9 protein-coding genes are annotated in these 11,698 nt (G+C 43.3%); 5 read left to right on the forward strand and 4 right to left on the reverse strand.

Going from position 1 to position 11,698, the window contains the following annotated elements; genetic code table 11:
* Complete coding sequence (locus L2729_RS06930) at window positions 1–1,374, forward strand: lactate utilization protein B (protein ID WP_248987611.1); 1,374 nt, start codon at window positions 1–3, stop codon at window positions 1,372–1,374.
* Window positions 1,375–1,378: 4 nt separating this feature from the next.
* Window positions 1,379–1,948 carry a LutC/YkgG family protein gene (locus L2729_RS06935; RefSeq protein ID WP_248987612.1) on the forward strand — a complete coding sequence of 190 codons (570 nt, stop codon included), beginning with the start codon at window positions 1,379–1,381 and terminating at the stop codon, window positions 1,946–1,948.
* 76 nt (window positions 1,949–2,024) lie between these two features.
* Here L2729_RS06935 and L2729_RS06940 read toward each other — a convergent pair whose 3' ends face one another.
* Both L2729_RS06940 and L2729_RS06945 read right to left on the reverse strand, forming a co-directional pair.
* Window positions 2,025–3,137: an energy transducer TonB gene (locus tag L2729_RS06940; RefSeq protein WP_248987613.1), complete on the reverse strand. Its 1,113-nt coding sequence runs from the start codon at window positions 3,135–3,137 to the stop codon at window positions 2,025–2,027.
* Between the two features lie 250 nt (window positions 3,138–3,387).
* Window positions 3,388–4,512: a CobW family GTP-binding protein gene (locus L2729_RS06945; protein WP_248987614.1), complete on the reverse strand. Its 1,125-nt coding sequence runs from the start codon at window positions 4,510–4,512 to the stop codon at window positions 3,388–3,390.
* 223 nt (window positions 4,513–4,735) lie between these two features.
* Between L2729_RS06945 and L2729_RS06950 the strand changes: the two genes are divergently transcribed.
* Together L2729_RS06950 and L2729_RS06955 are read left to right on the forward strand one after the other, a co-directional pair.
* Window positions 4,736–7,078, forward strand: a complete 2,343-nt coding sequence (locus L2729_RS06950; RefSeq protein ID WP_248987615.1) for an ATP-binding protein — start codon at window positions 4,736–4,738, stop codon at window positions 7,076–7,078.
* Window positions 7,079–7,975: a mechanosensitive ion channel family protein gene (locus L2729_RS06955; protein WP_248987616.1), complete on the forward strand. Its 897-nt coding sequence runs from the start codon at window positions 7,079–7,081 to the stop codon at window positions 7,973–7,975.
* A gap of 91 nt (window positions 7,976–8,066) precedes the next feature.
* Here L2729_RS06955 and L2729_RS06960 read toward each other — a convergent pair whose 3' ends face one another.
* Window positions 8,067–8,390 (reverse strand): hypothetical protein, encoded by a 324-nt coding sequence (locus tag L2729_RS06960; protein WP_248987617.1) that lies wholly within the window; start codon window positions 8,388–8,390, stop codon window positions 8,067–8,069.
* Between the two features lie 320 nt (window positions 8,391–8,710).
* On the opposite strand from L2729_RS06960, the gene L2729_RS06965 reads away from it, so the two are divergent.
* Window positions 8,711–10,123, forward strand: a complete 1,413-nt coding sequence (locus L2729_RS06965; protein ID WP_248987618.1) for an endonuclease/exonuclease/phosphatase family protein — start codon at window positions 8,711–8,713, stop codon at window positions 10,121–10,123.
* A 135-nt stretch (window positions 10,124–10,258) separates the two neighbouring features.
* Here L2729_RS06965 and L2729_RS06970 read toward each other — a convergent pair whose 3' ends face one another.
* Window positions 10,259–11,590 carry a DEAD/DEAH box helicase gene (locus tag L2729_RS06970; RefSeq protein ID WP_248987644.1) on the reverse strand — a complete coding sequence of 444 codons (1,332 nt, stop codon included), beginning with the start codon at window positions 11,588–11,590 and terminating at the stop codon, window positions 10,259–10,261.
* Between the last annotated feature and the right edge of the window lie 108 nt (window positions 11,591–11,698).

An 11,698-nucleotide genomic window follows, 5' to 3' on the forward strand; every position in this document is an offset into this window, starting at 1 on the left:
ATGTCGACTTCAAAATCTAACGTTCATGCCCATAAAGCGGAGATATTCTGCAAAGACGAATCTCGCGTTGATTGGCACTCTAAAGCATTGTGGACACTTCGCGAAAAGCGCGATCGTGCTGCCGGAAGCATTCCTGAATGGGAACAGTTACGTCAAATCGGCTCAGAGATGAAACTGCATACACTGACCCATTTGACAGAGTATTTAGAAGAGTTTGAACAAAACTGTATTAAGAATAATATAAAGGTGCACTGGGCTAAAGATGGCGCAGAACACAACCGTATTGTGCATGAGATCTTGGCCAAGCATCACGTAAAGAAGGTAGTCAAATCTAAATCGATGCTCACCGAAGAGTGCCACATGAATCCATATTTGGAAGAGCGTGGCATTGAAGTTATCGATACTGATTTAGGTGAACGTATTATTCAGCTAGCTGAAATGCCACCGTCACATATTGTGGTACCGGCTATCCATATGAAAAAAGAGGAAGTGGGTGATCTATTCCATGAGAAGCTCGGCACTAATGCTGGCGCCTCAGACCCACTTTACTTAACGCGTGCAGCTCGCCAACACCTACGTGAGAAATTTCTGTCTGCCGATGCTGCAATGACAGGCGTTAATATGGCGATTGCAGACAAAGGCGCCGTGGTGGTATGTACCAACGAAGGTAACGCTGATATGGGGGCTAACTTACCCAAATTGCAGTTACACTCTATGGGAATTGACAAGATTGTACCCAACCTAGAGAGTGCCGCGGTAATACTACGCACCTTGGCGAGAAACGCCACAGGTCAACCAGTCACCACTTACAGCTCTTTCTATCGTGGTCCACAGGACGGCGGTGAAATGCATGTCATTATTGTCGATAATGGCCGTACTGATATGCTCAAAGATAAGATCCTCGCGGAAGCGCTAAAATGTATTCGCTGTGGTGGTTGTCTAAATACGTGTCCTGTTTATCGTCGTTCTGGTGGACACAGTTACAACTACACCATCCCAGGTCCTATCGGTATCGCTGTGGGTGCTCAGCATGATGATACTAACTCTATCGCGTGGGCATGTACCTTATGTGGCAGCTGCTCCTATGTTTGCCCAACAAAAGTACCGTTAGACAAGATTATTCACCACCATAGAAGACTTAAAGCTGAAGCCGGTAAATTGCCTTACGGTAAATCCAATTACATGCCATTAGTCGGTAAGTTTATGGCCAGTGAAACCGCGCTCAACTGTTCAATGGGTATTGCCCGTATGGCGTTAAAAATACTCCCAGGCAGTTTACTAAAACCTTTCTCAGGCGCATGGGGCAAATATCGCGAGCTCCCAGTGGCACCGAACTCAAGCTTCGAAGCTTGGTTTAAGAAAAATAGAGGCTAATAACATGTCTAGCAAACAACATATTTTAAATGCATTAAAAAGTGCCGCTATGGCACCACACGCTATGCCGACTATTGATGTTGCACCACGTATTGACGATTTAGTTGGCCAGTTCGAAGCTAACTTAATAACGGTTGCAGGTACTCTTCATCGCGAAGGTGGCTTAGTTAATTTGCAAGCCACTGTCGATGAGCATATTGCTCAAGGTATGCAAGTTATCTCTATGGTTGAGGGCATTAGTGGTAACCGTGAGGTCAGTGCTACGGCTCATGAACTAAGTGATATCGACTATGCGGTGATCCCTGGCGACTGTGGTGTCGCAGAAAATGGTGCTATCTGGGTAAATACCAAGAATCTGGGCCACCGGGTGACCCCGTTCATTTGTGAAAATCTATTGCTAGTGATAGAAGCTAAAAGCATTGTTGCCAATATGCATCAAGCCACTAGTTTAATGACATTAGCCCCAGGGGAGTTTGGCACGTTTATCGCTGGACCTTCTAAAACGGCAGATATTGAGCAAGCACTTGTTGTGGGCGCACATGGCGCCTGTAGTTTGAATGTTTATTTAACCTAGTCATACATAATGACACTGAGGTGCTCACTTTTGAGTCACCTCAGCTTTTTATACCGTTTAATAATGCAGTTTGTAATTACTGTATTGTATAATCTAACTGCACCGTCGAGTTTGCAGCAACCGCTTTACCGTCGATAAATTTAGGCGCATAACGCCATTTCTTTAATGCCTTAAGTGTGCTTTTATTAAAAGCTGACCCCCCTTTAGAATCCATAATAACCGGATCAACCACAAAACCCATTTCATTAACAGTAAAGCTGACTTGGCTCCAGCCCTCCTGTCTTCTTTTCAAGGATGACATAGGGTACTTAGGCGGCACTCTAAACAGCGGTGTTTGCTCCTGCTCGGCATTCCAAGGGGTCATACTACCAATAGCAATACAATGCTGAGTGGACTTATCACTTTCGCCTTGGATTTCATAAATCTCAACTAACTTAGCATGTGCAGCCAATTCATATGGATGATCAAAGTCCAAAGCTTCAAACTGCTTAATCACATAGAGTAATGCCGTTTCCGCTTTATCATAATGTTTCTCCGAATATTCAATCGAGCCAACGGTAAAAGCGGCTAAAACTCGTTTCATTGCATTTTCTGGCAGTAACTTTTCATAAGTTGTGTAGGCATCAATCGCATAATTACGCACTTTACGGGTGTAATAACGACTATTAGCCAGCATCTCAAAGTAAGCCATCTGAGTATCAGCAATGATCATTGAATCATCTGACTCTTCGGCAATATCCAATGCATCATCTAAATACTCACGAGCGTCTTTTTTACTACTGGAGTCAGCTAATCCCATCAAAGGGTCTATAAGTTCAACCGCTTCATCACCGTAGCTTTTGGTGTAGTTAACCAGTGCAACCTTATAAAGCTCAAATGCCTGCTGCTTGAGCTTCTTGGCCTTTGCAGCATTTTCTTCGACATAAGTATTTTTCGGAACATTTAGGATTAATGCATCAGCAGCATTGAGGGCAAGCATGGCAATATCAAGGCTATCTGATGCAAACTTTTGTTTACCAAGTTGATAAGCTTTAAGCGCATAGGTCTCAATATCAGCACTGTTCTCTGCTGCCACTGCCTCATTGTAGGCCTTATAGGTATCGCCAAACTCTGAGGCTGATAGTGGGCTAGCGGCAAACATAGTCACGGACAATGCTGTGGCCAATATCGTTTTAGAGAATAATTTCATTTCTAACATCCTGTTTTATAAAACTTCATATCATAAACTTGCCATTACTTAAAAAAGTCAGCAGTCTATCGATAACAACGATTCCTTTATCACACTCTACTTTTTTACCGCTTACTTTCACAGCTAATTATTAATAAGTTAATAAGTTAATACCTGTTTAGCCCTCGCTAATAATAACGTTCACGTGGACGACTTTACCTTAAACTGTTGTACTCAGTGAAAGTGCATATCAACTGTCCTCAATTGATTTTTATGATCCGAATCGCGAACAAACCGATAATAGCGCATCTTCAATAAGCTCACGGTCTATTTTTGACATAGACAGCAACTCAACTCTCGAGTCCATCGCATCGTCAAGTTCAACGATAGATAACTCGGAGTCCACACTATTAAATCCAGCAATTCCCTCTTCGGTGATCATCACGGCTTTAAGACGAATAACCTTTAGGCTTTTAATCAAGTGCAACAACTTATCAAAATCAAATTGATAACTTAAATCGAATACCCAGCCACAACTGTAAAACCCTTCAGCATGTTTGGTTTTACGCATGATGCCTTCTCCGTCAAACTCAACATCTTGTGGTTTAGCTTCTTTAGAGAACAACGGACTATAATTAGCATCTAAAAGCCGTGCAGCTTGCTGTATCACTAAAGGTGATCCGTTTAATTTTTGCATTCCCCGAGGATTAACAATCTGCTCATGTGGCTGATTGAGTCGTGCGATTATTGATGGCATTAACAACTCGACCTGCTTAGTACTCCAGGGTTCAATAGCAAGCTGTTTCCGCTGATTGGTATGACTTGAGTCGCTATCAGCACCATGAGTAACAGCGCTATTATTTAAGGCCGCGATATAGTCAGATAATGGTTCCATAAGGGCCATTTCATAACAATCAGCCTTACTCGCTAATATCAGGTCCGCCACTTGTAACTGCTGATTAAAAATATCATGCTGGGTATATCGACTGTCGTTGAGCTTTCTTGCATCCACTAAAGTGATACATGTTTTCATCGCTAGCACTTGCTGATAATGAGCTTGAGTTAATACCTTAAGCACCTCTTGAGGGTGCCCCAAACCGGTGGGTTCGATAAGTAATCTATCCGGTTTAGCTTTAGCGATTAACTGGTTAATAGCCACTTGCATCGGTAAACCTGCAGCACAGCACATACAGCCACCCGCCACCTCTTTAATCTGTATCTGCTGCGTTTCTCCGCCTAGAAGGCTGGCATCAATACCGACCTCGCCAAATTCATTGACCAACACAGCCCACACTTCATCTGCAGGCTTTTGGCTTAACAGGCTCCTAATAAATGACGTTTTACCAACGCCAAGGAAGCCGGTAATGACGTTAGTAGGAATTATTTTTTGGATCATAAAAGTGGCTCATAAGCACAAGTTGCTCGAGATTCTAATCGGGATCTTGGGTCTATGTCACTGCTTAACCCATAATCGTAATGCTAAATCCACACTGCTGATTATCAAAGCCGACATTATACGAGACTAAAATTTCGGCAAAATCTGTCACTTATGCTATTTTCATTAATGAGAAATTAGAATACTGCAGCTGGAGTACGACTCTTATATGTTGCGAAAACAGATGCTAAATAAACTGCTTTTCTGCGCCCTAGTACTCTCACCATTTGACCTTCTGGCTAATTGGTCTACTTTTGACACTCCAGAATTGACAGAGAAGAGCAAAGCCATCTCGACCCAAGTCAATGCCCTACCCGAGCAACACCTCGCTGATAATCGCGATCAAAGTCGCGCTGCGAATATATTAATCAATACATTTGAACAGCAACAATCTCATGCCAAGCAACTGAATCAACAGTTACGTCAGTTTCGAACCTCCAAAGACCCTAATGACTGGCCTGCTATTGAGCAAACCAAGTTATCGCTCGATAGCCTCAGCCAGAATAAAGCAAAACTATTAACCTATGTATCGGTCAGTATTAATGAGCAGTTTACAGGTTTTGGCCCAGACGGTGTTAGACAGCTTTTGCTCGAGGCACAAGTCACCGAAGCGATCATCAATTATCAGCTGATCTCCCAGTTTAGACACCTAGTCAGATTCACCACAGATCTAAAGGTCTCACCCTTTCCATTATTAGTGCTTATTTTCAAACTCAGTTTAATCGGCATACTGTTATCTTGGTGGCTTAAAACCGCACCAAAACTAATAGTGTCTCAATTAAAAAACACTAAGAGCAAGCCACTATCTGGCGAGCCTATTAGCCACATAATTTGGCGTTACCTCAATAAAGTACAAGCACCTTTAGCTTGGTTTGCAGCCTTAAGCATTGTGATTAACACCTTAATTAGCTTGCCCGGCCTCGATAGTATTAACTATTTGAGTGTGGTCATTAATTGGAGTTTTGCGGCAGCCATTATCATTCGATTGATCACTGAGTTCACCTCACACCACAGCCATTACAACAATCAATCTGAGATAGTCGAACTGCGCGTTAGTACCGTAAAACGTTGGGTTTGGACACTAATGGCAGCCGGTATTATTCTTAAAGCAACAGAGATGAGTGTCTATCAAGGAACGATATACACTTGGGTCCAAACCTTAATTCTACTGGTATTACTCATACTATTAATTAAAACATTAACCAATTGGCGTAGTGTGGTCTTTAAACAATTAAGCCATTCTGAAGAGCACCCCGCTTATATTGACTGGGCAATAAAAAGACAAGCAGTTACTCTTTTAGCCCCTATCGCTACGCTCATTGGCGTATATAGACTCTTTTCCCAGCGCCTATTTCAAGAACTCTTTAATAAGCTATCTAAGTACCAAACCTTTAAGCATGCCATCGCCTATTTTTTTCGAGTTGAAGTGGCTAAGCAAAGCCAAGCTGATAAACAAAATGCCAACATGGTGCGAATAAAAGGTGAAGATACTTTTTCCTACGTAAAGCCAGGGCACGAAGATAGCGAACTTATCGAAAATTACGCCAGCGCAGAGCTCAATGAAATAGCTCGCTATGTACTTGCCCCCACTCCTGCCATGGCGCTAATTTATAGTGAGCGAGGCTTAGGTCTAACAACACTACTAAAAAGAGTGATCTACCGAGCAAACTCCGAAAATGCTATTTACATAAGCTGCCCCTATGGTGGTTATCAACCACTCGTGCAACAAATCAATACTGCACTGGGTTTAGCTAAAAACGCCGATGAGACTGAACTGCTGCAACTGCTAAGAGGTACAGAGAAACGGTTTGTGTTCTGCATTGATGATTGCCAACGAATTATTAGCCCTAAGGTCGGTGGCTTAATTGACTTAATGAAACTATCTAAGTTATTACGTCGAGGCCGTAATCAACACGGTGTACTCCTTGGAGTAGAGCAATCAGCTTGGCGCTTTGTTGACCGAGCAAGAGGGGAAAGGCTGTTGTTCGATAAGGTGGTAGCAATGCCCCGCTGGAATGAAACTCAAATTGCAGCGCTATTAAGCAGCCGTATTGGTATGGAGGGTGAGCATGCGCTCAGCTTTGCTGGATTAAAACTGCCTAAACAGTGGGATGAACACGAGCTAACGGAAAAGCAACGAGCAGAACAGGGGTTTTATCGTATTCTATGGGACTACTCAGACGGTAATCCAAGTGTTGCATTACGCTTTTTCCGGCAGTCACTGCACCAAGATAAAAGCAGTGGTGAGGTCTTCGTGAGGATTTTTAAAGCACCCGATGCCAAGGAGCTTGAGAATATGCCAAAGCCTATGCTGGCAGTGCTACGAGCGATAGTCCAGTTAGAAGTAGCGTCGGCGGAAGAGCTATCCGCTTGTACTCAGCTAGGTTTTGCAGAAGTGCTAAATACCCTGCGCTACTTTCAGAATAGGGGCTTCATCGAGCTAATTGATGATAAAGCCAAAATCTCCTCACATTGGTTTAGGTACATCACAAATACACTGCATAACCAACACTTACTGGTGAAGTAGATGATACTAAAACGATACTCAAAACTGCTTCTGCTGACACTATTTATTAGCTTTCAACCATTAGCAGAAGATCTATCGCCCAATCTGGATAGCCTAACTGACATCGCCAGTCTTATTCGATGGAGCGGTGTTTTTATTTCAGGATTAGTACTTTTTGTTGCTTGGTTGATGTTGAAATTCACCCAGAACATTGTCGACTCGATCAGTAGTCAATTTGCACAAAGGCGTATGTTAGCGCAAAAACTACAGTCATTTTTCCAGTTTTTTGTTTATATGACCGCTGGGATCTCGGTATTCATGCTCAGCTTTAGAGTCGATGACAGAGTACTCACGCTTATTGGCGGCACACTGGCAGTGTCAGTCGGCTTTGCGATGAAAGACCTCGCTGCCTCCTTTATTGCAGGGTTAACCGTAATGATAGACAGGCCATTTCAGGTCGGGGATAGAGTCACGTTTGAGGGACATTATGGCGATATCATCACCATTGGGCTTCGCTCGGTCAGAATGTGCACCTTAACTGATGACATTATTACCATTCCCAACAGTAAGTTTCTAAGCGATGTGGTGGTCAGTGGCAACTATGGCGCATTAGACATGCAAGTGGTTATCCCCTTCTATGTCGCGCTGGATCAAGACTTGTCACTCGCGACCGACATCATCAGAGAAGCCGCTGCATCGAGTCGCTATATCCACTTGCCAAAACCGATTGTCGTTTTGGTCAAACAAGATATTAGCGACAGTTACTTTGCCATCAAACTGACACTAAAAGCCTACGTTCTCGACACTAAATACGAAAAGCTGTTTGAAACTGATATTACACTGAAAGTGATGCAGGAATTTAAAAAACAACAGATTTGCCCACCCACTATTATGCAGAGCACTAAGCTCTCACGCTAACCTTGCACAGCGCTATACCTACTGCCAGATGAATGAGTGTGTCGAGTTGAGTTGAGTACAAGACTGATAGCAGCGCTAAAAACTGATGTCTCTATTTAATACCGGTCTTTTTGATAAAATGCTCATCGATATAGTCACACCACAAATCAGAGCTGACTTCCGGCAACGACTCATCGTCTCTTACGCCTAACTTAAACTCCACCACAGAACGCCACTCAAGTGAGCCTAAATCGGGTCCATGGCCATTGTCATCGCCTGTTAATATCTGCATTTCAACTTTTTCAAACCAAGTTTGGTCACAGTCTTGTGTTTGCTGCAGTTGCGAAGCTGGGCTCAATTGCAGTTCACTCGTTGAGCTGCACCCACAAAACAACAATATAGCGCTCCCTATAGCCATTCCTAAACGCACACTCATTATCATCTCCATCCACACATTTATAAAACAGCATTATGATCTGAGCAATGAGTAAAAGAAACTGTGATCCGCACGTTCCAATCCCACTGGCTCATGCCACTGCCCTCTCATGACCACCAATACTGAGATTAACATCACACACACCAGCGCAACATTAACAGCCAAAATCAATCACCAAGTAACAACAAAAGCTTATTAAAACAACACTTAAACACCAAGTTCACCGAGATTCATTTTCATCAAATCTACAGCTGTATAGAATACCTGCGAAGCTCAAAAAATTGAGCGTTTTATAATAATTATTATTGATGGGTCAAAACATGAAATTACTTAAAACAGCAGCTGCCGCTGCAATTACTGTCGCACTGCTAGCTGGATGTAGCGACGAAACCAACAACTACTATCCAACAGATCCAACTACAGATACGACGAATGTTCGTATCGGTACTTATAACTTATCTTTCGACAGAAATACCTACGCCGATCTCGTTACCGAAATGAAGCTCACTCAAACTGAGCAACAAGACTTAATGGACAAATGGTTTGATGGTTCATTAACCGATACTGAAAAAGCGGTCGCTGAGAAAGTGATTCAAATTCGTAATATCGCGGCCATTATCCAAACTGAACGTCCAGCTGTGCTGTTAATGGCTGAATTCAACAACGATGGCACCGGTGAAGACCAACAAGCCATTCAAGGTTTTCGTTTAAACTACCTTGCAGTACCACAGAATGCTTTAGGGTCTACTTCTGACGAAGTCACATTACTTGAGCCAATCCAATTTGGTTACGCTGAAAGCTTTGCCACTAATACAGGCTTACTCAGTGAGTTCGATTTAGACCGTAACGGCAGCGTTGCCCTACCAGGGGATGCTTGGGGCTTTGGTTTCTACCACGGTCAATATGCATTCGGTCTATTATCACAATACCCGATTGATACTGACAACGTACGTACTTTCCAAAACTTTAAGTGGAAAGATATGCCAGGTGAAGCTAATCCAACAATCACCAATTGTGAAGATGCTAACAACCCTATTCCAGCTGGCATGGCATGTGGTGACGAGTGGTACAGTAAAGAAGCATGGGCAGCAAAGCCATTGTCTTCTAAAAACCACGTTGATGCCCCTATCATCATCCCAACTGAAAATGGCGACAAAGTGATCCACTTATTGCTATCACACCCAACACCGCCTATTTTCGATACCCTAACCGAAAATAATAAGCTGCTTAACCGCGCTGAAATTAAATTCTGGGATGACTATATTTCTGGTGAAGGCAGCTACATTTATGATGATGCTGGCAACAAAGGTGGCATTACGACTGATGCATCATTTGTTATTTTAGGCGACTTAAATGCCGACCCAGAAAGTGGTGACGGTTATTTAGATAGCATCAAAGGTTTAATATACAGTGACCAAGTTAACCAGTTAGCGACTCATGGTGTTTATGCGCCGACCAGTTTAGGCGCTCCTGAATGTCTAGCGACTGGCGAATGTCGCTCTGAAAACTGGGGGACTAAATACCCAGATATGGTGACCAGCACTTCAGGGTTACGTTTAGACCACGTCATTCCATCAAGTGACTTAAATGTGACTGACTCAGGTGTATTCTGGCCAGCGACTTTTGAAGATGGTCGCTTAATGATGAACGACGATCGTGTTGGGAAATGGGGCGGCGGCGGAAAGTCGGTCTCTTCAGATCACCGTTTAGTATGGGTCAACGTTGAACTGTAATTAACGATTAATAAAAATGATAAGCGTAGTCAATTATTACTGCGCTTTATCGTTAAAATTCAGACATAAAAAAGTGAACTTAGCGTTCACTTTTTTTTATTCTAAAAGCGATATTATTCGCGCTTTAATAAACGTTTATTTGCTCACTTTGGTATTGGTGCGGCCATAACGATTTTTTTCACCATCACCTTGTCGTGGCTTTGAATCACTGCGTCTTTTTTCTTGGTATTTACGCTTATTATGGCTCTTCTCTTTCACAGCCTTTGTGGTGACATCGCGATAGCGCGCAGGTAAAGGTGCGCCCTCTTCATAACCCGGAAGTGTAATACACGGCAGTGTCAGCTCAATGATTTGCTCAATCTCTTGTAACATCTCTTTGTCTTGTGGAGATACAAATGATATTGCACGGCCAGATAAACCCGCTCGACCGGTACGACCCACTCGATGCACATAATCTTCAGCGGCAAAAGGCAGTTCAAAGTTAATCACCAATGGCAGTGCTTCAATGTCCAAACCACGGGCTGCAACATCGGTTGCCACCATGACTCTTAGTTTGCCCGTTTTAAACTCTTCTAATGCTCTGTTTCTAGAGCCTTGAGTTTTATCACCATGAAATACCGCACTTTTTACGCCATCGAGTTTAAGCTCTGTTTGTAAATGTTCGGCGCCTTCTTTGGTGCTGACAAACACTAAAACCTGCTGCCAGTTATTACGACCCACAAGCTCAGACAATAACTCAGATTTACGGCGTTTATCGACTAAGTAAACCTCTTGAGTGATGCTACTCGCTGTTGGTGCAGTGGCAACATTAATCCACTCTGGGGCTATAAGCATCTTCTGCGCTAACGTTTTAATGTCTTCGCTGTACGTTGCCGAGAAAAAGAGTGTCTGATGCTCACGGGCCACCAGCTTTTTGACTTTTTCAATATCTCTAACAAACCCCATGTCTAACATACGATCAGCTTCATCAACCACTAAATGACTGACATTGGACAGGTCCAAGCCAAACTGGCCGATAAGATCAAACAAGCGACCAGGAGTGGCCACTAGAATATCAACGCCACCTTGCACGGCTTTACGTTGCGGATTCATATTGGCACCGCCGTAAACCGCCGCGGTTTTAAAAGGCAAAAACTTTGAATAGGCTTGAATATTTTCAGCAACCTGGATAGCGAGTTCGCGAGTCGGCGTTAACACTAAGACTCTCAGCTCAGCCTTATGCTCACTTGAGGTAGCCGTTTCTGCTTCATTGCTTTGCTGAAGCTCCATTTGCTTCGATAAGGTATTCAGTAACGGTAGCGCAAATGCTGCCGTTTTACCGGTGCCCGTTTGGGCACACGCCATGATATCTTTACCCTGCATTGCCACAGGCAATACTTGTACCTGTACTTCCGTTAACGCTTGGTAACCGCGCGCAGAGACAGCATCTAAAATGTGGGGATGTAAATCGAATGCATCAAAGTTCATGGTTGGCTCAGTACAGGGAATAAAAGTGAGCGCGGAGTCTACCAAAAACCCAGCGCAGTTAATATAGCCAAACGTAGTGAAGCCACGACAAGCCGCATTTTCTCTATG

The sequence above is a fragment of the Shewanella gelidimarina genome (assembly GCF_023283945.1).
GTDB classification, from domain to species: Bacteria; Pseudomonadota; Gammaproteobacteria; order Enterobacterales; family Shewanellaceae; genus Shewanella; species Shewanella gelidimarina.

Bases quoted from the DNA above. Each gene is read 5' to 3' on its own strand.
- L2729_RS06960 (WP_248987617.1), bottom strand. From the start codon at position 8,390: ATGAGTGTGCGTTTAGGAATGGCTATAGGGAGCGCTATATTGTTGTTT.
- L2729_RS06935 (WP_248987612.1), top strand. From the start codon at position 1,379: ATGTCTAGCAAACAACATATTTTAAATGCATTAAAAAGTGCCGCTATG.
- L2729_RS06930 (WP_248987611.1), top strand. From the start codon at position 1: ATGTCGACTTCAAAATCTAACGTTCATGCCCATAAAGCGGAGATATTC.
- L2729_RS06955 (WP_248987616.1), top strand. From the start codon at position 7,079: ATGATACTAAAACGATACTCAAAACTGCTTCTGCTGACACTATTTATT.
- L2729_RS06965 (WP_248987618.1), top strand. From the start codon at position 8,711: ATGAAATTACTTAAAACAGCAGCTGCCGCTGCAATTACTGTCGCACTG.
- L2729_RS06970 (WP_248987644.1), bottom strand. From the start codon at position 11,590: ATGAACTTTGATGCATTCGATTTACATCCCCACATTTTAGATGCTGTC.
- L2729_RS06940 (WP_248987613.1), bottom strand. From the start codon at position 3,137: ATGAAATTATTCTCTAAAACGATATTGGCCACAGCATTGTCCGTGACT.
- L2729_RS06950 (WP_248987615.1), top strand. From the start codon at position 4,736: ATGCTAAATAAACTGCTTTTCTGCGCCCTAGTACTCTCACCATTTGAC.
- L2729_RS06945 (WP_248987614.1), bottom strand. From the start codon at position 4,512: ATGATCCAAAAAATAATTCCTACTAACGTCATTACCGGCTTCCTTGGC.